General features: G+C 73.9%; 16 protein-coding genes. 4 read left to right on the plus strand and 12 right to left on the minus strand.

All coding sequences use genetic code 11. The features are described from left to right. Positions 1-9: 9 nt before the first annotated feature. Both OG276_RS11955 and OG276_RS11960 read right to left on the minus strand, forming a co-directional pair. Positions 10-1,644, minus strand: a complete 1,635-nt coding sequence (locus OG276_RS11955) for a TerD family protein (protein WP_266904715.1) — start codon at positions 1,642-1,644, stop codon at positions 10-12. Positions 1,645-1,783: 139 nt separating this feature from the next. Beyond that, positions 1,784-2,347, minus strand: a complete 564-nt coding sequence (locus OG276_RS11960) for a M48 family metallopeptidase (RefSeq protein ID WP_266912722.1) — start codon at positions 2,345-2,347, stop codon at positions 1,784-1,786. A gap of 248 nt (positions 2,348-2,595) precedes the next feature. Between OG276_RS11960 and OG276_RS11965 the strand changes: the two genes are divergently transcribed. After that, entirely contained in the window at positions 2,596-3,702 is a 1,107-nt protein-coding gene (locus OG276_RS11965) for a TOMM precursor leader peptide-binding protein (protein ID WP_266904717.1), read from the plus strand. 363 nt (positions 3,703-4,065) lie between these two features. Further along, complete coding sequence (locus OG276_RS11970; protein WP_266904719.1) at positions 4,066-5,397, plus strand: AarF/ABC1/UbiB kinase family protein; 1,332 nt, start codon at positions 4,066-4,068, stop codon at positions 5,395-5,397. A 27-nt stretch (positions 5,398-5,424) separates the two neighbouring features. Here OG276_RS11970 and OG276_RS11975 read toward each other — a convergent pair whose 3' ends face one another. The 5 genes from OG276_RS11975 to OG276_RS11995 form a co-directional block, all read right to left on the minus strand. Then, a complete protein-coding gene (locus OG276_RS11975) occupies positions 5,425-5,631 on the minus strand; it encodes a hypothetical protein (RefSeq protein ID WP_243336061.1) in 207 nt (68 codons plus the stop codon). A 113-nt stretch (positions 5,632-5,744) separates the two neighbouring features. Then, positions 5,745-6,077 (minus strand): hypothetical protein, encoded by a 333-nt coding sequence (locus OG276_RS11980; RefSeq protein WP_254384046.1) that lies wholly within the window; start codon positions 6,075-6,077, stop codon positions 5,745-5,747. After that, on the minus strand, positions 6,074-6,448 hold the full coding sequence (locus tag OG276_RS11985) for a WhiB family transcriptional regulator (RefSeq protein WP_266881030.1): 375 nt from the start codon (positions 6,446-6,448) through the stop codon (positions 6,074-6,076). Before OG276_RS11985 ends, OG276_RS11980 begins: the two co-directional genes overlap by 4 nt. A 168-nt stretch (positions 6,449-6,616) precedes the next feature. Further along, positions 6,617-6,982 carry a hypothetical protein gene (locus OG276_RS11990; protein WP_266904724.1) on the minus strand — a complete coding sequence of 122 codons (366 nt, stop codon included), beginning with the start codon at positions 6,980-6,982 and terminating at the stop codon, positions 6,617-6,619. Positions 6,983-7,150: 168 nt separating this feature from the next. Continuing rightward, positions 7,151-9,316, minus strand: coding sequence for an ATP-dependent DNA helicase UvrD2 (locus OG276_RS11995; RefSeq protein ID WP_266904726.1), 2,166 nt, complete (start codon positions 9,314-9,316; stop codon positions 7,151-7,153). Between the two features lie 229 nt (positions 9,317-9,545). Between OG276_RS11995 and OG276_RS12000 the strand changes: the two genes are divergently transcribed. Together OG276_RS12000 and OG276_RS12005 are read left to right on the plus strand one after the other, a co-directional pair. Then, entirely contained in the window at positions 9,546-9,806 is a 261-nt protein-coding gene (locus OG276_RS12000; protein WP_266904728.1) for a mycoredoxin, read from the plus strand. Between the two features lie 115 nt (positions 9,807-9,921). Further along, positions 9,922-10,791, plus strand: a complete 870-nt coding sequence (locus OG276_RS12005) for an aldo/keto reductase (protein ID WP_266904730.1) — start codon at positions 9,922-9,924, stop codon at positions 10,789-10,791. 61 nt (positions 10,792-10,852) lie between these two features. On the opposite strand, the gene nudC is transcribed toward OG276_RS12005, so the two are convergent. From nudC to OG276_RS12030, 5 genes are all read right to left on the minus strand, one after another. Beyond that, positions 10,853-11,797, minus strand: a complete 945-nt coding sequence (gene nudC, locus OG276_RS12010; RefSeq protein WP_266904732.1) for an NAD(+) diphosphatase — start codon at positions 11,795-11,797, stop codon at positions 10,853-10,855. Positions 11,798-11,903: 106 nt separating this feature from the next. After that, positions 11,904-13,313 carry a dipeptidase gene (locus tag OG276_RS12015; RefSeq protein WP_266904735.1) on the minus strand — a complete coding sequence of 470 codons (1,410 nt, stop codon included), beginning with the start codon at positions 13,311-13,313 and terminating at the stop codon, positions 11,904-11,906. Between the two features lie 10 nt (positions 13,314-13,323). Next, the gene (locus OG276_RS12020) at positions 13,324-17,526 is read right to left on the minus strand and encodes a UvrD-helicase domain-containing protein (RefSeq protein ID WP_266912724.1); all 4,203 of its coding nucleotides are present in this window, start codon (positions 17,524-17,526) and stop codon (positions 13,324-13,326) included. A 182-nt stretch (positions 17,527-17,708) separates the two neighbouring features. After that, positions 17,709-21,722: a UvrD-helicase domain-containing protein gene (locus OG276_RS12025; protein ID WP_266904737.1), complete on the minus strand. Its 4,014-nt coding sequence runs from the start codon at positions 21,720-21,722 to the stop codon at positions 17,709-17,711. 291 nt (positions 21,723-22,013) lie between these two features. Then, complete coding sequence (locus tag OG276_RS12030; RefSeq protein ID WP_284716292.1) at positions 22,014-22,370, minus strand: MGMT family protein; 357 nt, start codon at positions 22,368-22,370, stop codon at positions 22,014-22,016. Positions 22,371-22,469: the final 99 nt, after the last annotated feature.

The raw sequence follows: 22,469 nt of genomic DNA on the forward strand, positions 1-22,469 counted from the left end.
GGGGCTCCCTCAGACCTCGTACGGCTGGACGACGATGAAGTTGCCGGGAGCGCCGCGGAACTGGAGGTTCACGGTCTCCCCGCTGTGGCCGGGGTAGGCGTTGCGGCGCAGCCGGACCTGGCTGGAGATGATCACCTGGGAGGCGGCCGACCACGCGACTATGGCGTTGCTGTCCGCGAAGGTGGTCGGGGTGACGGGCAGGACGACGGGCACGCCGTGCGTCTTGACGATCACCGTGCCGGTGCCCTGGAACTGCATGGTGAACAGGGCGCCGCCCGGGATGCCGTGGCCCTCGATGCGGCGGACCTCGTGCTGGAGCGACTCGTCGAAGGCGAGGACGTTCTCGGCGGAGACGCAGATGGCGTCGCCCTGGAGCTCGATGGCGTGCAGGTGCGCGCCTTCCTCCGCGAGGAAGACCTGGCCGCGGCCGGCGCAGCGCATCAGCTGCATCTCCTGGCCGGTGGCGTTGCCGACGACGCGGCCGGCGAAGCCCGCGCCCTTGTAGCTGAAGTCGACCTTGCCCTGGTAGAGGACCATGCTGCCCTGGCGGGCGAGGACGGCCTGGCCGCCCATGGCGAGATCGACGCGCATGAGCTGCTGGTTCTGCGGGGTCCAGCGGGCGCCGGTGGGCGCTTCCTTGTACGGCTGGAGGGCGGCGGCGAGTCCGGCGCCGGCGGCGGGCACCGCCTGCGGGGGCTGGCCGTAGCCCTGGGGCTGCTGGCCGAAGCCGGGCTGCTGGCCGTACGGGGGCTGCTGCTGGCCGGGGACCTGGCCGTACGAGGGCTGCGGCTGCTGCCCGTACGGCGCGGGGGCCGGGGCGGGCGGCGGAACCTGCCCGTAGGGCGCGGGGGCGGGCGGGGCCAGGGGGGCGCCCATCGGTGCGGCCATGGTGGGGGCCGCGTGGACGGGCTGCTGGTACGGCGCGGGGGCCGGGACCTGCGCCGGGGCGGGGGCCTGGGGCGGCGCCTGGGCCGGCGCACCGAAGGAGGGCGCCGGGGCCGGGGGCTGCGTCTGGGCGGGAGCGCCGAAGGAGGGCGCCGGGGCGGCGGCCTGCGGGGGCGGGGCGAAACCGGGCGCCGCGGCCGGGGCCTGCGCCTGCGCCGCGGGCTGCTCCTCCTCGGCGACCTCGCCGCCGAAGTTCTGGAGCAGCGCGGCGAGACCGCCGTCGAAGCCCTGACCGACGGCGGCGAAGCGCCATACGTCCTTGAGGTAGAAGTCGCCGATCATCAGCGCGCGCTCGGTGCTGAACTCCGAGCCCGAGAAGGAGTACCGGACGACCTCCTCGCCTCCCGCGACGATGCGGATGTAGCCGGGGCCGATCTGCGACATCTGCCCGGCGCCGTCGATGGAGGCGGCGAAGGAGAGCTTGTGGATGTTGGCAGGAATGCGGTCCAGGGTCACCCGGAAGGATTCCGTGTCGCCGGCCTGCGTGCCGAGCTGCTGGATGGACTCCTCCGGCGACTTCGGCTGGTTGAAGAAGACGAAGTAGCGGTCGTCCGAAAGCTGTTCGTTGACGTCCAGGCCGAAGCAGCTGATGTCGATGGCGAGTCCCGGCCCGGCGATCTGGACACCCACATAGAGGTCTGTGCCCGCTGTCAGATCACTGATTTTGGCCTTGTGACCGCGTTGGAATTCCCTGGCCATACGTAAGACCGTCCCCCATCCCGACTGTGAATGCGTGCCGCTCAGGCTAACGGCATCCCCGGACATCCGGCCAAGTCGGTACCGACCCGGTACATATCACGAGGCGTGACATGACGGGTATATAGCGGACAAATGCTGATCATTCCTCGCGGGCGGCGGGGACTTTCGGAAGGCGTTCGGCGGCGACGACACCTTCGAGGTACCCGCGTGCCCGCTCGGTGCGCGGGTACGCCTCCAGGAGTTCCCAGAAGCTGGGGCCGTGGCCGGGCACGAGGAGGTGCGCCAGCTCGTGCAGCAGCACGTAGTCGACGACGTACTCCGGCATCCCCTGGATGCGGTGGGAGAGCCGGATGCTGCCTTCGGCCGGGGTGCAGGAGCCCCAGCGGGTGTTCTGATTGGTGACCCAGCGGACCGTACGGGGGCGGGCGCGGCCGCCGAAGTACTGCTCGGACAAACGCTCGGCGCGCTCGGCGAGTTCCGCGTCCCCGAGGGTGCGCTTGCTCTCCTGCGCCGCCAGCTTGTCGAGCATGACGCCCACCCAGCGCTGCTCTTCGGCCTCGGACATCCGGGCAGGGATGAGGACGACCGTACGATCGCCCTCGCGATAGGCGGATACGGTCCTTCGGCGGCGCGCGCTCCGGCGGACTTCGACGGCGCGCTGCGGTGGATCGGCTGACACGCCACGACGGTACCCGCTCGCCACGGCGGAAGTCCCGCCCCGCTCGGGGTCGAACACGAACCGATGCGCAGTCGGCGGCACGGGCGCCCCAAAGAGCCCCGATCATTCATTTCATATACCTAATACCCCTCACCTGTGGACAAACTTGCGCAGGTCTTTCGCCGGCCGGGCAATCTTGCGGAAAGCGACGCGGACCCGAGGGACTGACCGGACCCGGCGGACCCAGGGGAATGCGGCGCGCGAATCGAAGCGCGAATCGAGGGAGAACCGCGATGTATCCGAAGGTGAAGCCGGCACTGGCCCGGGCCTGGCGCGATCTGCAGACGGTGCAATTCGGCGTGACGCCCGCCCACGCGGTGGTGCTCGGCCCGGTGGACACGGCGACGGGCGCGCTCCTGGAGCTGATCGACGGGACGCGGGGCATGGAATTGCTCCGGTCGGAGGGCAAGGGGATGGGGCTCCCGGACGGCCGGGTCGACGAGGTGGTGCGCAGGCTGGCGGCGGCCGGGCTGCTCGACGACGCCACGGCGGGCGGCCCCCGCGCCCAGGCGGTGCGGGACCGCCCGGAGGCCCTTGAGCGGCTCGGCCCGGACCTGGGGTCGCTGTCCTTGGTCCGCCCCCGGCCGGGTGGGGACTTACAGGGGGTCGCCGCCCGCCGGGTGATACGGGTTCAAGTGCGCGGGAGCGGCCGCGTGGGCGCGGTGATCGCCTCGGTCCTGGCGGGAGCGGGCATCGGCCGGGTCGAGGTGCTCGACGGGGGCCGCGCGCAGCCGGCGGACGTGGCGCCGGGCGGCCTGGGCCCCGGCAGCGTCGGGCGGCTGCGCGCCGAAGCCGCGCGGGCCGCGGTCCGCGACGCCGCCCCCGGGCGCGGGCCGCGGACCGGGGAGAGCGAGGGACCGGAGCCGGGGCTGGCCCTGGTGGTGGTCGCGCCCCGGGACGGGCTGCAGTCCTGGGCCCCCGATCCGGAGACGGCGGCCGACTGGGTCAGCACCGGCACCCCGCACCTGTACGCGGGGGTGCTGGAGGGGACCGGCCTGGTGGGACCGCTGGTCCTCCCCGGAGCCACGGCGTGCGCCGGCTGTATGGAGCGCGACCGGATCGAGCGGGACCCGGCCTGGCCGCGCATGCTGGTCCAGTGGCGCTCGGCCCACCGCCGCCGGGCCGCCGCCGCCTGCGACCTGGGCCTCTCCACCGCCGTGGCCGGTCTGGCCGCCGCCCACGCCCTGTCGTTCCTCGACGGCGAACTCCCCGCCTCCACCGCCACCCGCTGGGAGGCCTCCCTCCCGACCCTCGACTGGCAGTCCACTCCGGTCCATCCGCACCCCGACTGCCCGTGCGCGGCGGCCGGGGTCCCGGCGGAGCAGGAGGTGGGGGCGTGAGGGGGGTGTTGGGGAGGCACGGCGGTCCCCTCCTCGACGACCTCGCCGAACCGCGCGAGGTGGTGCCCGGCCCGCTGCCATCGCGGTTCCCGCCTCGAAGCGACCCGCCCCGCCATCCCCCGGGCCGTCCCCCGGGCCGTCCCCCGCCCCTTCCACCGGGATTGCGCGGACCGCTCCACCGCCGTGCCGTCCCCTGGGTGCGGACGTCGTCTGCCCGCGGTGGATTCCCGCCGGGTTCCGGGCGGGAGACTCGGACGGGGTGGGCGCGGGGGGTCATGACAGGATGCCTTTGGCCGGGAAGGACTTCGGGGGACTCCCCCGAACGCCGCTCGCGGCTCAGCTGTCTGGGAATTGGAGGGGCTCATGTCTGATCTTCCCCGGAAGGCGGTCACCCGTACCGTCAAGCTGGCCGCGCTGCCGCTCGGCATAGCGGGCCGGGCCACCTGGGGGCTCGGCAAGCGGATCGGCGGCAAGTCGGCGGAGATAGTGGCGCGTGAGCTCCAGCAGCGGACCGCCGAGCAGCTGTTCCGGGTACTGGGAGAGCTGAAGGGGGGCGCCATGAAGTTCGGTCAGGCGCTCTCGGTCTTCGAGTCGGCACTGCCCGAGGAAGTCGCCGGGCCCTACCGGGCGGCGCTGACGAAGCTGCAGGAGGCTGCCCCGCCGCTGCCCGCGGCCACCGTGCACCAGGTGTTGTCGGAGCGGCTCGGCGCGGACTGGCGGGAGCTGTTCGAGGAGTTCGAGGACAAGCCCGCCGCGGCCGCCTCGATCGGGCAGGTGCACCGGGCTGTCTGGCACGACGGCCGCCAGGTGGCGGTCAAGGTCCAGTACCCGGGGGCCGGCGAGGCCCTGCTGTCGGACCTGAAGCAGCTGAGCCGGTTCGCGGGGCTGCTGGGGCCGCTGATCCCGGGCATGGACATCAAGCCCTTGATCAAGGAGCTGCGCGACCGGGTCTCGGAGGAGCTGGACTACGAGCTGGAGGCCGAGGCGCAGCGGACGCACGCGGACGCCTTCGACGGCGACGAGGACGTGCTCGTGCCGGACGTGGTGCACCAGGGCGACCAGGTGCTGGTGACCGAGTGGATCGAGGGGACCCCGCTGTCGGAGGTGATAGCCGACGGCACCCCCGAGGAGCGCGACCGCGCCGGACAGCTGCTGGCCCGGTTCCTCTTCTCCGGCCCCGCGCGCACCGGGCTGCTGCACGCCGATCCGCACCCCGGCAACTTCAGGCTGGTCTCCGGGGCGGACGGCCGGACGCGGCTGGGCGTACTGGACTTCGGGACGGTCGACCGGCTGCCCGGCGGCTGGCCCAAGCCCATCGGCCGGTCGCTGCGGATGGCGCTGGACGACGATGCCGAGGGGGTCTACGGGCACCTGCGCGCGGAGGGCTTCGTGCGCGAGTCCATCGAGCTGGAGGCCGACGCGTTGCTCGACTATCTGAGGCCGATGCTCGAACCGGCCGAGGCCGAGGACTTCACCTTCACGCGGACCTGGCTGCGCGGGCAGGCCGCGCGGATCGCCGACCCCCGCTCCCCCGCGCACCAGTTGGGCCGGCAGATCAATCTGCCGCCCTCCTACCTGCTGATCCACCGGGTGACGCTGAGCACCATCGGGGTGCTGTGCCAGCTCGGTGCCACGGTCAGGCTGCGCGAGGAACTCGACTCCTGGCTGCCGGGGTTCCTGCCCGACGAGGGCTGAGCCGGGCGGGCGGTCCCGGGCGGGCGCTCACCACCAGGCGGAGTCGAGGCGGCCTTCGATGGCGCGGAGGTTCGCACGCGCGCAGTCGACGCAGAAGTACTGTCTGGTCCCGTTCTCGACGGAGCAGGTCCAGGTGGGCGGGGCGCCGGCCGGGGACTGGGCGCCGCAGCGCGCGCAGACGACGGGCGGGGCCTCGGTTCCCGGCGGTGCCGGGTGGGGAGTCGGCTGGTCCACCTCCAGACGATATCCCCGCGGGAGCCGGCGGGCGGTCCGCAACGCACCGGGGGGACCGGCCCGTTCGGGCCGGTCCCCCCGGTGGTTTCCTCAGAGCCTTCTCCGGCTCTGTCTTAGTGCATGACGGCCATGGCCAGCGCGCGCCGGGCGCGCAGCGAGACGCGCTCGGCTCGGCGCTGCATGCGCCGCGCGGCGACCAGGCGCACGGCGCGACGCTCGGCGTCGACCTCACGCATGCGGTCGTCCATATGGGCACGAGCCATGGCTTCTGGGATGAGTTGCATTTCGCGGGTCCTGTTCTGACGCGAGGTGATCGCGCCGGCGGTGATGAAGTCTGCGGTGGCGGAGCCGTGCGGCTGCTCGCTCGTGGTGGCGTGGGGGGACATGAGGGCCTGCTTCAGGGGGTCGTGCGTCAGGGGGCGGTCGATGGTTCCGTTGGCGGTCATGCCGCGACAACCGGGTTCTTGCGCGGACGGCCACGGGGACGCTTCCGGGCGACGACGACACCCTGGACGAAGAGCTCGCCTCCCCAGACACCCCAGGGCTCGCGGCGCTCCAGCGCACCGGCGAGGCAGGCCTCGACCAGCGGGCAGGTGCCGCAGAGGGACTTCGCGTACTCGACGTCGGCCGGGGACTCGGCGAAGAAGACCTCGGGGTCGTAGGTGCGACAGGCGACGGGCACGCCGAGGTTCTCGATGGCGTCGTCGAGCGCGGTGAGCGCGGTGAGGGGAGTCAAGGTGGAGTCCTCCGGGACTACTGCGGGCGGGGAGAGGGTCTGGGTCTTCGGTACGGACGGGGCGTGCGCTTCGAGTTGCACGGTGGTTTCTTCCTCGTCTTGTTCGTCTAGTCGTTCCGGCCGGTCGGCCGGGGGCGGCTGGGGTACCTCGCCCCTTCGGTCCGTCGTCCCCTGTTCGGGGACAAACAGAAGGGCCGCGGATCCCGGGTGGGGTTCCGCGGCCCTGAAGGCGCCGGTCTGATCGTCAGATCAGACTGGATCACTCCAGGGTTCGAGCCCGCGGTAGGCCCACATCAGGTGGTGCTGCTTCTTCGTCTGCTTCGTCTGCTGCGTCTTGAATCCGGCACTGGCGGCACCGGCTGCGGCCGCAAAGGCATAGGCGCCATGCGCCTGGGCTTCTGCTGCCAGTACTGCCACCGGTGCCTTGGTCCGTCGCTCATTGCGCTCACTGACCGGCAGTGCGGCGGGCAGGACGGGGCTGTCAGCGCAAATGGCGGACAGACCGGTACCCGGCAGAGCGGTACCCGTGAGGGCGAGGAGCGTGGAGGAGCCGAGCGTGCAGGAAGCGGCAACCGAGCGATCGGTCATTTTGGTGGTGGTGATGAAGCTGGTCACTGGTCTCGCCTCCTCTCGGCGTCTCGGGGACTCGGCCCGGAGGCCTGGTCCCATGCGTATTCGGATAAGTACAGCACGAATCGGGGGCTTCGGAGAAGCCACCGTTTCCGTTGCTAAGAACCTATGGGGCTTCGCTGGGCATGTGCAAACTATTTTTCCGACGAGTTTCTACGCGTCGTCAGGATCTTCCGTCCCGGGCTCCCCACCTGCACAGATGGCCAGCACATCGGCTCCGTACCGTTCCAGCTTCCGGGCGCCCACGCCGGAGATCATCGAGAGCTCTCCCTCCTGCGAGGGTGCGGCCTCCGCGATGGCCATCAGCGTCTTGTCGGTGAAGACGCAGTAGCCGGGCATGCCCTGCTCCTTCGCCTGGACGGCGCGCCAGTCGCGCAGCCGCTCGTAGAGCCCTTCGTCCATGTCCGAGGGGCAGTCCTCGCAGCGCATCAGTTTCAGCTCGCCGGCGTCGGTCAGGGTCTTGCGGCAGACCCGGCACACGGCCGGGCCGCGGCGGCCCCGCTTGCGGGCCCCGGGCTCGACCGGACCGCCCGGCCTGCTTCCCGGCGCCAGGGAGCCCGGCCTCAGGCCGTTCAGGAAGCGGCTGGGGCGTCGGGACCCGCGGCCGCCCGGAGTCCGGGAGAGGGCCCAGGAGAGCGTCAGGTGGTGCCGGGCCCGGGTGACGCCGACGTAGAGCAGTCGGCGCTCCTCCTCGACCTGCTCGTCCGTCTTCGCATAGGTGATCGGCATCATGCCGTCGGTCAGGCCCACGAGGAACACGGCGTCCCACTCCAGGCCCTTCGCCGCGTGCAGGGAGGCGAGGGTGACGCCCTGGACGGTCGGGGCGTGCTGGGCGGCCTTGCGCTCGTCCAGCTCGACCGTGAGGTCGGCGAGGGTCGCGGTCGGCCGGCTGCGGGCGAAGTCCTCGGCGAGCCGGACCAGCGCGGCCAGCGATTCCCACTGGTCTCGGACGGCGCCGGAGCCGGCGGGCGGAGCGCTGGTCCAGCCGGTGGAGCTGAGCACGGCCCGGACCTGGGAGCCGAGCTCCACGACGTCGTCGAGCAGCCGGTCGTTGCCGCCGGAGCGGGCGGCTCCGCGCAGGGCGAGGATCGCCTTCTGCACCTCGGCGCGCTCGAAGAAGCGCTCGGCCCCGCGCAGCTGGTAGGGGACTCCGGCGTCGGCCAGGGCCTGCTCGTAGACCTCGGACTGGGCGTTGATGCGGTAGAGCACGGCGATCTCGCCCGCCGGAACGCCGGCCGCGACGAGGTCCCGGATCCGGTGGGCGATGCCCTCGGCCTCGGCGGGCTCGTCGGGGTACTCGGCGTAGACCGGGTCGGGTCCGGTCTCGCGCTGGGAGACCAGCTCCAGGCGGTGCTCGGCGGCGCGGCCCTTGGCCTGGGCGAGGAGACCGTTGGCGAGGTGGACCACCTGGGGGGTGGAGCGGTAGTCGCGGACCAGCTTGACCACGGTGGCCTGCGGGTACTTGGTGCGGAAGTTCAGCAGGTGGTCGGGGGTGGCGCCGGTGAAGGAGTAGATCGTCTGGCTGGCGTCGCCGACCACGCAGAGGGTGTCGCGCTCGCCGAGCCAGAGGTCCAGCAGCCGCTGCTGGAGCGGGCTGACGTCCTGGTACTCGTCGACGACGAAGTGCTGGTACTGGGTGCGGATCTGCTCGGCGATGTCGTGGCGGTCCTGCAGGATGCCGACGGTGAGGAGCAGCACGTCCTCGAAGTCGATCATGCCGCGGTCGCGCTTGAGCTGCTCGTACGTCCCGTAGATCTGGGCGATCTCGGCCAGGTCCCGGGGGGCCTCGCGGCCGGACTTGCGGGCGGCCGCCGGGTAGTCGGCGGGCACCGTCTGGGTGACCTTCGCCCACTCGATCTCGCCGGTGACATCGCGCAGCTCGCCCCGGTCGAGGCGGATGCGGCAGCGGGCGCCCGCCTCGGCGACGAACTGGATCTTGCGCTCCAGCAGCCGGGGCACGTCGCCGCCGACCGCCTTGGGCCAGAAGTACTGGAGCTGGCGCAGGGCGGCGGAGTGGAAGGTCCGCGCCTGCACCCCGCCCGCGCCCAGCTCGCGCAGGCGGCCGCGCATCTCGCCGGCGGCCCGGTTGGTGAACGTGACGGCCAGCACGCTCGCCGGCATCAGCTGGCCGGAACGGACCCCGTAGGCGATGCGGTGGGTGATCGCCCGGGTCTTGCCCGTACCGGCGCCCGCGAGCACGCACACCGGCCCGCGCAGGGTCGTCGCGACCTCGCGCTGCTCCGGGTCCAGGCCCAGGAGCACCGCGTCGGCCGAGTCGGCGCCGGGCGTGAAGGATGAGGAGTGCGTTGCTGATGTCACCCCGCCATGCTGCCAGGTCTCGTGGGGAGGCCGGGAAATCCGTCCACAGGCCGCCCGGGCTCGTCCGACAGGATCATGGTCGTACCGGAGCGGGGCGGAGCGGAGCGAGGGCGGAGCGGGGCGAAGGCCCGAGCGGGGCGGGCGCCCGCCGGGAATGGGTGCGCGGTCCCGTACGTTCAACCACTCGGGCCGATCGGGCCAACGAGCACCCACGAATGGAGAGCGCAGCATGCAGGACGCGGGAACGGTCACGATGTACAGCACGACCTGGTGCGGCTACTGCCGTCGGCTGAAGAGCCAGATGGACCGGGAAGGCATCGCTTACACCGAGATCAACATCGAGCTCGACCCCGAGTCCGCCGCGTTCGTGGAGAAGGCGAACGGCGGCAACCAGACGGTTCCCACCGTCCTCGTCACCTCCGCCGCGGGCAGCGAGTCGGTCATGACGAACCCGAGCCTGGCCCAGGTCAAGCAGGCCCTCGCCGTCTGATGTGCTGAGCACCACGCACGGAAAGCCCCCGCCGAGGCGGGGGCTTCTGCGTTCCCGGGGGCGGGTCAACCGGCCTGTTAGCGTTCCCCTTTGACCATGGGGGAGGGAGCAACACGTGACCGCGACCGTGTTTCGCATCGGTGGGGATCTGGAGGTGCGCAGGCTCGGTTTCGGGGCCATGCGCTTGGCCACGGATCCGGGTCCGGGCCGCGAGGGTTCGCTCGCGGTGGCCCGGCGGGCCGTCGAGCTGGGCGTCACGCTGATCGACACCGCCTACATGTACGGCTGGGGCGCCAACGAGGAGCTGCTGGCCGAGGCCCTGCACCCCTGTCCGGACGAGGTTCTCGTCACCACCAAGGTCGGCATCGCCCGGTCCGTCCCGTCGGGCGAGTGGACGCAGGACGCGCGGCCAGCCGCGCTGCGCGAGCAGGTCGAGCAGGCGCTGCGCCGGCTGCGCGTCGAGCGGATCGAGCTGCTCCAGCTGCACCGCATCGATCCGCGGACGCCCCTCGCCGACCAGATCGGCACGCTGCGGGACCTGCGGACCGAGGGCAAGATCGGCCGGATCGGGCTGTCGGAGGTCAGCGTCGGCGAACTCGCCGCGGCCCGGGAGATCACCGGCATCGCGAGCGTGCAGAACCGGTACAACCTGCTCGACCGCCGGCACGAGCCCGTGCTCGCGGCCTGCGAGGCGGCGGGCATCGCGTTCCTGCCCTGGGCCACCGTCGCCTGGGGGCAGTCCGGGGCGACGGCCGAGATCGCCGCCGTCGCGGCCGAGGCCGGAGCCACTCCCACGCAGGTCGCGCTCGCCTGGCTGCTCGGGCACTCGCCGGTCGTCCTCCCGATCCCGGGCACGTCCCGGATCGCCCACCTGGAGGAGAACCTCGCCGCGGAAGACCTCCGGCTGACCGAAGCCCAGCGGGCCCGCCTCGACCGGCTGTCCGACCGGCTGTCCGACGGGTCCGGCCAGGGCGGGCAGGCGTAGACCGGCGAAGGCCCCCGCCGGAGCGGGGGCCTTCGTACGTGTGCGGGGGTGGCGGCGCGGGTCAGGCGCTCGCGGCGACCGGCTTCGGGAGCGGCTTGCCGTACCAGAGCTCGACCAGGCGGGCCGCGATGGAGATGCCCGCCGGCGGGAGGACCTCGCCGGACTCGATCGCCGTGCGCAGGTCGTCGCGGGAGAACCAGCGGGCCTCCTGGATCTCGTCCCCGTCGACCTCGATGTCGAAGGTGACGGCGCGCGCCGTGAAGCCCAGCATCAAGCTGTACGGGAACGGCCAGGGCTGGCTGGCGATGTAGTCGACCTCGCCGACCTTGACGCCCGCTTCCTCCCACACCTCGCGGATGACCGACTGCTCGATCGACTCGCCCGGCTCCACGAACCCCGCGAGGGTGGAGAAGCGGCCCTCGGGCCAGTGCACCTGGCGGCCCAGCAGCGCGCGGTCCTGGTCGTCCGTGACCAGCATGATCACGGCCGGGTCGGTGCGCGGGTAGTGCTCGGCCCCGCAGCCCGGGCAGCGGCGGATGTGCCCGGCCGCGGCGACCACCGTGCGCTCGCCGCAGCGGGAGCAGAAGCGGTGCATGCGCTGCCAGTTCTCCAGCGCCACCGCGTGCACCATCAGCCCGGCGTCCCGCGCGGAGAGCAGCATTCCGGCCTCGCGCAGGCCGGCCGGGCGGGCCGACTGGTCCATCCGGCCGGGCAGCGAGTCCTTCTGCAGCGCGAAGTACCGTACGCCGTCCTCGTCGGTCCCCAGGAAGTACCGGTGGGTCTCGGTGACCGGGGCCTCGAAGGCCGGGGTCATCACGATCGCGGTGCCGCCGTCGGGGGTGTCGTCGATCAGGACCTGGCCGCCCGAGACCACGAAGACGCGGGTGCTGGGGTGGCTCCACGCCGCGGCGAGCCACGCCTCGTCGAGGCGGTGGTGCGCGGCGCGGTCGATTCCACTGGGCGCGGCCAGCGAGATCGGACGCTCGGACTCGGTATGGGTGCTCACAGGTACTTCCAACTCCCCCGGTGGTGGGACACAGGCAGGCTCAGCAGGACGGACGGGTGTGCGGTGACGCGTGGGGCTTATGTGGCGCGTGTGGCGCGTGGCGTCGTCAAGCGGACGCCGGCTTCCAGTGGGCGGCCAGGTCGCCCCAGAGGTAGGCGGCCGTCTCGACGCCCTTGGTGAGCAGGGCGAGCTCGACCTTCTCGTTCGGCGAGTGCCAGCCGTCGGAGGGTACGGAGATCCCGAGGAAGAGGACGGGGGCGTTCAGCACGTCCTGGAGGTCGGCCGCCGGCCCCGAGCCGCCTTCGCGGGTGAAGCGGACCTTCTGGCCGAAGGCCCTGCTCATGGCCCGAACGACCGACTGCAGCGCCGGGTGGTCCAGCGGGGTCAGGCACGGCCGGGTCGGGGCGCCGAAGGTGATGGCGTGCCGGATTCCGGCCGGGACGCGCTCCGCGACCCAGGCCGTGACGGCCGTCTCGACCTCGTACGGATCCTGCCCGGAGACCAGGCGGAATGACAGCTTCAGGTGCGCGGAGGCGGGCACGATGGTCTTGCCGCCGGGTCCCTGGTAGCCGCCGCCGATGCCGTTGACCTCGGCGGTCGGGCGGGCCCAGACGCGCTCCAGCGTGGAGTAGCCGGCCTCGCCCGAGGCCGCGTACGACTTGGCCGTACGGAGCCACTCGCTCTCGTCGAAGGGGAGCTCGGCGATCAGCGCCCGCTCCGCGTCCGTGAGCTCGGCGATGTTGTCGTAGAAGCCGGGGATCGTGACCCGCTCGTCCTCGTCGTGCAGGGCCGCGACGAGGCGGGCGGCGACGGTGGCCGGATTCGGCACGGCGCCGCCGAAGGCACCCGAGTGGATGTCCTGGTCGGGGCCGAACAGGTCGATCTCGCAGTCGGCGACACCGCGCATGCCGGTGCAGACGGTGGGCGTGGTCTCGGACCACATGCCGGTGTCGGAGACGATCACGACGTCGGCGGCGAGGCGGGCCGCCTCGCGCTCCACGAGGGCGCGGAAGTGCGGGGAACCCGACTCCTCCTCGCCCTCGATGATCAGCTTGAGGTTCACGGCGGGGGCGGACGCGCCGGTCGCGGCGAGGTGGGCCCGGACGCCGAGGGTGTGGAAGAAGACCTGGCCCTTGTCGTCGGCGGCGCCGCGACCGTACATCCGGCCGTCCTTGATCACCGGCTCGAACGGGTCGGTGTGCCAGCCGTCCGCGAGGGCGGCGGGCTGCACGTCGTGGTGCCCGTAGACGAGGACGGTGGGGGCGGCGGGGTCCTCGCTCGGCCATTCGGCGAAGACGGCGGGGGCGCCTTCCGTCTGCCAGACCTCGGTGACCGGGAAACCGGTCTCCTTGAGCTTCGCGGCCAGCCAGTCCGCGCTGCGCCGTACGTCATCCGCGTGCTCGGGCTGGGCCGAGACCGAGGGGATGCGCAGCCAGTCGGCGAGGTCGTCGAGGAAGGCCGCGCGGTGGGTGTCGATGTACGTGCGGACGACGCTGTCCGCCGGGGTGTCGCTCATGCCCCCGAGCCTAGCCTTCCGTTCGATGGTCACTTTCCGTGTCCGTTTTGCCTTGGAGGATCTGCTCAAGACGCGCGCGGCCGGGGAGGTTCCGGGGGCGGATCACGCGGCCGCTGCGGACGTGCAGGAACACTGCCGCGACCTCGGCGAGGGGGGTGTTCGTGGCCTCCGCCCAGGCCAGGCGGTAGACGGCCAGCTGGAGGGGGTCGGCCTCGGTGGTGCGGCCGGTCTTCCAGTCGACGATCTCGTAGCCGCCGTCTTCCTCGTTGCGGTACACGGCGTCGATCCGGCCCCGGATCACCCGGCCGGCGAGGGTGATCTGGACCGGGACCTCCATGCGGTACGGGGTCCGGTCGGCGTACGCGCTCCGCTCGAAGGCCGCCTTGAGGGAGTCGAGGTCCGCCTCGTCGGCGATGTCCTGGTCGGAACCGTCCCCTCCTGGGGGCTGGGCTCCGGGGAGGTCCGTGAGGGGGTCGAGGACGTCGAGGTGGGGCAGCGGGAGCTCCTCGAAGCGGGACTCCACCCAGGCGTGGAACCGGGTGCCCTGGCGGGCGGCGGGCTGCGGGGGCTTGGGCATGGGGCGGGCAAGGTCGCGTACGAAGCCCTGCTCGTCGGAGGCGAGGCGGAGCAGTTGGCTGGCGGAGAGCGCGGAGGGGAGCTCCACGTCGCGGACGGCCTCGCGGGCGCGGCGGAGTTCGCCCTCCAGGGCGTCGAGGTCGCGGTCCCAGGAGGCGATGGCCCTCGCGTCCTCGGGGGTGAGGGGGCCGGGGCCGGCCGCTTGCCACGAGTCGTCACCGGAGCCGGGTGTCGCGGGGCGGGGCCTGGCCTGGGCCCGGTCACCGGCCCTGGGCTCGGCCTCGTCCTGCGGCCACAGGTCGTCGGCCTCCGGCCACAGGTCGTCGTCGCCGGGCGCGGACGGGCGCGGGCGCGGGCGGGTGTGGGCCAGGTCGTCGGCCTCCGGCCACAGGTCGTCGTCGCCGGGCGCGGACGGGCGCGGGCGCGGCCGGGTGTGGGCCACGTCGTCGGCCTCCGGCCACAGGTCGTCGTCGCCGGGCGCGGACGGGCGCGGGCGCGGCCGGGTGTGGGCCACGTCGTCGGCCTCCGGCCACAGGTCATCGTCGCCGGGTGCGGACGGGCGCGGGCGCGGCCGGGCTCCGGTCAGGTCCTCGGCCTCCGGCCACAGGTCGTCGGCATCGGGCGCGGCCGGGTGCGGGTGGGGTACGGGCGCGTCGGTGTGCGGCGGCCACGGGGCGTCGGGGGTCGGGGGGGCTTCTTCTTCCCCCACCCCGCCCCTTCCCGAAACCGGGGCTGTGCCCCGGACCCCCTGCGGGGTTCCGCCTGCGGCGGCGGGCACGGCCGTGCCCCGGCCTGCCCCGGCCTGCGGCCGGCCCGCGTCCGCTGCGGTCGGTTCGTCAGCCGGGTGCGGCTGCGGGCCGTCCGCCGCTGTGGCTCCGCCGGACGGGGCCTGCCACGGGAGGGCCGTGCCCTCGGACTCGTCGACCGGGTCCGGCCTCGGGACGGCCGTGGCCTCAGGCTCGCCGGTCCGGTCCCGCCGCCGGGCGTCCGCCGCTGCGGCTCCGTGGACCGGGTCCGGCCAGGGGACGGTCGTGGTCTCGGGGGTGTCGGACGGGTCCGGCCACGGGGGCTCCTCGTCGTAGGCGGGGTCTTCGCAGTGCGGGGGCCAGAGGTAGGGGTCCTCCGGGGAGGTTGGGAGGGGCTGGGGGGAGCGGTCCTCCGGGTTGTTCGCGGCGGCATGGCGCGTCGGGTGGAGGTAGGACTCGACCAGGGCGGCTGCTTCGCGGCGCAGGGTGAGGGAGGCGGGGTCCAGGGGGAGGGGCCAGGAGTGGTCCGGGGTGGAGTCCGTGGACAGGGACGGGTTTTCCGCGTCCGGGGCGGGGGCGTCGGCCCAGGCTTCGATCTCGCCGTGGCCCGCGGCGCAGTGTTCGTACAGGGCGGTGAGGAAGGAGGACGGGCCGCGGGGCTTCTTCTGGGTCGGGCCCCACCAGTGGCCCGAGGCCAGGAGGAGCGAGCGCGGGCGGGTGAAGGTGACGTAGCCGAGGCGGAGTTCCTCGACGGCCTTGTGGGACTTGAGGGCCGACTTGAAGGCGCGCAGGCCCGGCGAGGTCCATTCCGGGGTGGGCGGGAGGGTCGGCGCGTCCCCGCGCAGGGCGTACGGGAGGACCTTCGCGTACGAGGTCCAGGCCTCCGGGGCCTTCTCCTTCGGGAACGAGCCCGCGGAGAGGTCGGGGACCACCACCACGTCCCATTCCAGGCCCTTGGACTTGTGGGCCGTCAGGACCTTGACCGTGTTCTCGCCGCCCGGGAGGGCGTGGTCCAGGCCCTTCTCGTACTGGGCCGCCGTGCGCAGGAAGGCCAGGAAGGCCAGGAGGGAGGCTTCGCCGTCCAGGGAGGCGAAGCCGGCCGCCACGTCCATGAAGCTCGACAGGGTCTCCCGGCGGCGGGCCGCCAGCGCGTGCGGGGACGAGGCCAGCTCCACGTCGAGGCCGGTCGCCGACAGGACCCGGTGCAGGACGTCCATCAGCGGGTCCGCGAGGGAACGCCGCAGGTCGCGGAGTTCCTGGGCGAGGTGCGCGAAGCGGACCCGGGCTGCGGCGGAGAAGGGCAGCTGGTCGGGGGCGGACTGGCCCGCGCCGTCCAGGAAGGTTTCCAGGGCGTCGGCCAGCGACACGATCTCCGCCGGGTCCACGCCCTCCACCGCCGCCGCGAGGCGGTCGTCGTCGGAGGAAGAGGAGGAGCGTGAGATCAGGGTGCGGGCGCGGCGGCCCAGCAGGGCCAGGTCGCGGGCGCCGATCCGCCAGCGCGGCCCGATGAGCAGCCGGACGAGCGCGGCGTTGGCTCCCGGGTCCTGGAGGACCTCGCAGACGGCGACGAGGTCGGCGACCTCCGGGAGGTGGAGCAGGCCGGACAGGCCGACCACTTCCACCGGGACGTCCCGCTCGACGAGGACCGCCTGGATCCGCGCGAAGTCCCCGCCCGAGCGGCACAGTACGGCGATCTCGCGCGGTTCCGTGCCCGTACGGACCAGGTGCGCGATGGAGTCCCCGATCCAGTCGAGCTCCTGGGCGTGGGTCTCCAGCAGGGCGCACCGGACGGAGCCGTCGCGCTCCGCGCCCGGTGCGGGGCGCAGGGCCTCGACCCCCTCGTGCATGGCGCGCAGCGGGGTGGCGAGGTCGTTGGCCAGGTCCAGGAGGCGGCCGCCGCTGCGCCGGTTCTCGCTGAGGGAGAAGCGGGTGGCGGGGCTGCCGTCGGCGTACGGGAAGTGCTCGGGGAAGTCGTCGAGGTTGGCCACGGAGGCGCCGCGCCAGCCGTAGATGGCCTGGCAGGGGTCGCCGACGGCGGTCACCGCGTGCCCGGTGCCGCCGCCGAACAGCCCGGACAGCAGCAGCCGCTGCGCGACCGAGGTGTCCTGGTACTCGTCGAGCAGGACGACGCGGAACTCCTCGCGCAGCAGGACCCCGACCTCGGGCCGGGTGGTGGCGAGCTGCGCGGAGAGGGCTATCTGATCGCCGAAGTCCAGGAGGTCGCGGGAGTGTTTGGCGGCGCGGTAGCGGGAGACGAGCTCCAGGAGCTCCAGGCGGCCTCGGATCGCCTCGGGAACCTTGCGCAGGTCCTCGTTGCTGAGCTTGACGTCCGCGAGGGCGGAGAGCAGCTCCGTGTCGTACGCACGCAGCCGCTCCGGCGTTACGAGGTGTTCGGAGAGCTCCCCGTCGAGCGCGAGCAGGTCGCTGACCAGGTCGGGAACGGATTTGGTGAGGGCCGGGTAGGGCCCGGGGGCCTCGCGCAGGACGCGGGCGGCGAGCTGGAAGCGGGTGGCGTCGGCGAGCAGCCGGGCGCTGGGCTCCAGCCCGATGCGCAGGCCGTGGTCCTTGAGGAGCTGTCCGGCGAAGGCGTGGTACGTGGAGATGCGCGGCTCGCCGCCCGCGGTGTCGGCCTCGGCCGGGGAGGGGTCCGGATCGGTGATCCCGGCCCGCGCGAGGGCGGTCCGTACCCGCTCGGCGAGCTCGCCGGCGGCCTTGTTGGTGAAGGTCAGCCCGAGGACCTGCTCGGGTGCGACGGCGCCGGTGCCGACCAGCCAGACCACGCGGGCGGCCATGACGGTGGTCTTGCCGGAGCCGGCTCCGGCCACGATGACCTGCGGGGCGGGCGGGGCGGTGACGCAGGCCATCTGTTCGGGCGTGAAGGGGATCCCCAGGAGCTCCTTGAGCTGCTCGGGATCGGTGAGGGCCGCTGCCCGCGGCGCTGTGGCGGGCGGGGCAGGCTGCGGGGACGGCGGGACGGACGGACGCGCGGACACGTAAAAAGGCTAGCCGCACGCACCGACAGTCCCCGCCGCGCCGGCCGTGGCACCGGTCGGCCCCGTGGCCGCCGCGCGGCCTACTCCACCGTCTGGCGGCCCTCCGGGCGGGCGCTGCACGAGGCGCGGAAGGAGCAGTGGTCGCAGTGCTTGCCCAGGACGGGCGCGAAGCGCTCGTCGAGGACCCGGCCGGCCGCGGTGGCGAGCAGGTCGCCGACCCATTCGCCGGGGGCGCCGCCCTCCAGGGCCTGCTGCGCCTGGATCTTGGGCACCGTGTCCCCGCCGTCGCGCTGGGCCGCGCCCTGGCGCAGCTGCACGAGTTCGGCGCCGCCCGGTGCGGGGCGCAGTCCGTCGAAGACCTCGTCGACGGCGCCCTCGCGCACCGCGAGCTGGTACACGGCGAGCTGCGGGTGGCGTTCGACCTCCTTGGCGGTGGGCGCGGACTTGCCGGTCTTGAAGTCGACGACGTACGCGCGGCCCTGGGCGTCCGCCTCGACGCGGTCCATGGATCCGCGCACCCGGACGGCGTACTCCCCCGCTTCCAGGGTGACGTCGAAGTCGTGCTCGGTGGCCACGGCCGCTCGGCCCCCGCGGTCGGTGGTGTGCCAGCGCAGGAAGCGCTCCAGGGCGGCGCGGGCGTTGTCCTTCTCCTGGCGGGACTTCCAGGGGGCGTCGAAGGCGAGCGAGTCCCAGACGGAGTCGAGGCGTTCCATGAGGACGGCGAGGTCGGCGGGGGTGCGGCCGGAGGCGACCTCGTCGGCGAGGACGTGGACGACGTTGCCGAAGCCCTGGGCGGCGGTGGAGGGGGCGTCGGCCTTGACCTCGCGGCCCAGGAACCACTGGAGGGAGCAGGTGTTGGCGAGCTGCTCCAGCGCGGAGCCGGACAGGGCCACGGGGTGGTCCCGGTCGCGCAGCGGGACGCTGCTGCGGGTGGGCTCGTACAGCCCCCACCAGCGCTGCGGGTGCGCGGCGGGGACGAGCGGGCGGTCCTCGTCGTCGGTGAGCACGGCAAGCCGGGCGAGCCGGCGGGCGGCGGCGTCGCGCAGGGCGGGCGAGGCGTCGGGGTCGACGGTCGTGGAGCGGAGTTCCGCGACGAGCGCGGGGACGGCGAGGGGGCGGCGGGGGCGGCCGGTGACGTCCTTGACGGGTACGCCGAGCTCGGCGAGGAGGCGGGAGGGCTGGTCGCCGTCCTCGGCGGGGGCCTTGACGGCGGTGACGACGAGGCGGTCGCGGGCGCGGGTCGCGGCGACGTAGAAGAGGCGGCGCTCCTCGGCGAGGAGCGCGCCGGGGGTGAGGGGTTCGGCGAGGCCGTCCCGGCCGATGCGGTCGGCTTCGAGGAGGGAGCCGCGGCGGCGCAGGTCCGGCCAGAGGCCCTCCTGCACGCCCGCGACGACGACGAGTCCCCACTCCAGGCCCTTGGAGCGGTGCGCGGTCATGAGGCGGACGGCTTCGCGGCGGGTGGCGCGGGGGGTGAGGGTGTCTCCGGCGATGTCCTCGGCTTCGAGCTGTTCGAGGAAGTTGAGGGCGCCGCGGCCGCCGGTACGTTCCTCCGCGCGGGCGGCCGTGTCGAAGAGCGCGCAGACGGCGTCGAGGTCGCGGTCGGCGTTGCGGCCGGCGGGGCCGCCGCGGCGGGCGCTGCGTTCGAGGCGCTGCGGCCAGGGGGTGCCGTCCCAGAGGGTCCACAGCACCTCTTCGGCGGTGCCGCCGCCGGCGAGGAGCTCGCGGGCCTTGCGCAGCAGCAGGCCGAGGCGTTGCGCTCCGCGGGCGTAGGCGGGGTCGTGGGCGACGAGCCGCTCGGGCTCCGCGAGGGCTCGGGCGAGGAGTACGTCGGAGGGCGCGGGTGTGCGGGCTCCGGCGGCCCGCTCCTCGTCGCGCAGGGCGCGGCCGAGTCGGCGCAGGTCGGCGGCGTCCATCCCGCCGAGCGGCGAGGACAGCAGCACGAGCGCGGCCTCGACCCCGATCCACCCTTCGCCTGCGGCGGCTCCGCCGACCCCATCGGCCTGCGCACCATCCACTGCGTCGGGCTCGGCCGCGGGGCCGGCCAGGCCGGCGCCGGCTTCGGCGGCGGCAGGCCGGCCGGTGCCGGCTTCGTCGGCGGGGGAGGTCTCCCGCCCGCCCGCCCCGAAGTTGCGAGCAAGCTCGCCCACACCGGCGCCTGCGGCCCCGGAAGCTGCCTCGACTCCGTCGGAGGGCACTCCCGCCCCGGCCGGGGCACCGGCGGAGCCGGGAACAGCCGGGCCGGAAGGCTCGGTGCCACCTTCGGCGGCGGGGGAAGTTGCCCGCCCGCCGACCCCCGAGTCGCGAGCAAGGTCGCTCACAGCGGCGCCCGCGGCCCCGGAAGCGGCCTCGACTCCGTCGGGCAGCTCGCTCTCAGCCCCGGCCCGGGCACCGGCGAAGCCGGGCACAGCCGGGCCCGAAGGCTCGGCGGCGGCGGTGGGCTGCAAGCCGGGCAAGGCGGTGTCGGCTTCGCCGGCGGCAGTGGGCCGCAAGCCCGGCAGGCCGGTGTCGGCTCCGTCGGCGGCAGTGGGCCGCAAACCCGGCAGGCCGGTGTCGGCTCCGTCGGCGGCAGTGGGCCCCAAGCCCGGCAGGCCGGTGCCGGCTCCGTCGGCGGCAGTGGGCCCCAAGCCCGGCAGGCCGGTGCCGGCTCCGTCGGCGGCAGTGGGCCCCAAGCCCGGCAGGCCGGTGCCGGCTCCGTCGGCGGCAGTGGGCCGCAAGCCCGGCAGGGCGGATGGGGGCGGCGGGGGTGTGGATTGCGCGAGGGTGCGTAGGGCCGTGAGGAGGGGGGCTATCGCCGGTTCGTGGCGGAGGGGGGCGTCCGTGCCGTCCGTTTCGGCCGGGACTCCCGCCGCGATCAGGGCGCGGCGCATCTGCGGCAGGGTGCGGCCGCCCGCGCGGACCAGGACGGCCATGTCCTGCCACGGCACGCCCTCCTCCAGGTGGGCCCGGCGCAGGATGTCGGCGATGTTGTCCAGTTCCGCGCCGGCCGTGGGGTAGGTGAACACCTCGACCCGGCCGCCCTCGCGGGTCGACGCGAGCGCGCGGTGGGCCCGTACCGCCGCCGAGGGCAGGCGCGGCACCTGCATGCGGGTGGTCAGGTGGCGGGTGGCGGTCAGGAGGACCGCGGACGAGCGGCGGGAGGTGGTGAGGGCATGGACCTGCGCTCCCGGGAAGGAGGTCTCGAAGTCCAGGATGTTGTTGATGTCCGCGCCGCGGAAGGCGTAGATCGACTGGTCGGGGTCGCCGAAGGCGGTCAGCCGGCCGGAGGGGCCGGCCAGTGCGCGCAGCAGGCGCAGCTGCGAGGCGTCCGTGTCCTGGTACTCGTCCACGTAGATCACGTCGTACAGGGAAGAGAGCGACGGGGTGCGCTCCGCCAGGAGGACCGCGCGGTGGAGGAGTTCCGCGTAGTCCAGGGTGCCCTGGAGGTCCAGGACGTCCAGGTACTCGGAGAGGAAGGCCGCCGCCGCCTTCCAGTCCGGGCGGCCGAGGCGGGTCGCGAAGTCGGAGAGGGCCGCCGGGCCCAGGCCCAGCTCGCGGGCGCGGGCGAGCACCGCACGGACCTCGTCCGCGAAGCCGCGCGTGGTCAGTGCGGCCCGCAGGTCGTCCGGCCAGCGGATCGAGCGGATCCGGCGCTGGCCTTCGAGCAGGGTGCGGACCATGACGTCCTGCTCCGGGCCGGAGAGGAGGCGCAGCGGGTCCGCGAACAGTTCGGCGTCCTGGTGGGAGCGGACCAGTCCGTAACAGAAGGAGTGGAAGGTGGTGGCCTGCGGGGCGCGCGCCCCGCCGAGCCGCAGGGCGGTCCGGTCGCGCAGTTCCACCGCGGCCTTGCGGCTGAAGGTGAGGATCAGGACGCGGGCCGGGTCGGCTCCGGCTTCGACGCGGGCAGCGACCGCTTCCACCAGCGTGGTCGTCTTTCCGGTGCCCGGTCCGGCCAGGACCAGCAGCGGTCCGCCGGTGTGCTCAACCACCGCCCGCTGCGCTGCGTCCAGCACAGGGGGATCCACCCGTTCCGCGCCGGTACGCACCAGGCGGTACGCGTCCGGGGTCCGCGTACGCCGCCGCTCGGAGCGGTGGCCGTCGGAGGAAGAGGAGTTCACGTGGGGTGCCGGTCCTGGTGGGTCTGCCGTTGCGGCGGTCGCTGCCGCAGCGGTTGCTGCCGTGGTGATGGTGGCGGCCCGGGCGGTGGCCGAAGCCTTGGCCGAAGCCGAAGGTGCAACGCTACGGCAAGGCGCGCGCCGGGCGCAGTTTCCCCGGGGCTCCCGTCCTCGCACCGGCCCTCGCTCCGGCCCCCGCTCCCGCCCTCACTGCCATCCGGTCCCACGCGTCCCCCGTACGGGGCTTCGCACGTCCCTTCGACCACCCCTCCGGGCCGCACATGGCCGAAGCTGTCACATGTGACCTTCGTCCCGCGCCGTGTCCCCGCCGTCCCCGTCCCAGCGGGCCCGCCGCATGTCGAGCCGCGGTTCGCCGTCGCCGGTGAGCCGCAGCGGGGTGGCCTCGGCCCGGTAGTTCTCCAGCGCCCGCCGCTCGCTGCCGGGCAGCGGACGGCCGTCCGCCCGCACCACGCGCCACCAGGGCACGGCTCCGCCGTACAGCGCCATGACGCGGCCCACTTGACGGGGCCCGCCCTCGCCGAGCCACTCCGCGATGTCCCCGTACGTCATCACCCGGCCGGGCGGAATCCGCTCCGCCGCCTCCAGCACCCGCTCCGCGTACGCCGGCAGCTCTTCGCTCATTCGGCCCATGGTGCCGCACCGGACCGACAAGGGAGCGGCAAGCGCGTGGAAGCCGGTGTTCCGGACCGGCTCGCACCCTGCTGCCCCCCGCGGCCGTCGGTCCGTGCC

Source organism: Streptomyces sp. NBC_00086, assembly GCF_026343255.1.
In the GTDB taxonomy this organism is placed as follows: Bacteria; Actinomycetota; Actinomycetes; order Streptomycetales; family Streptomycetaceae; genus Streptomyces.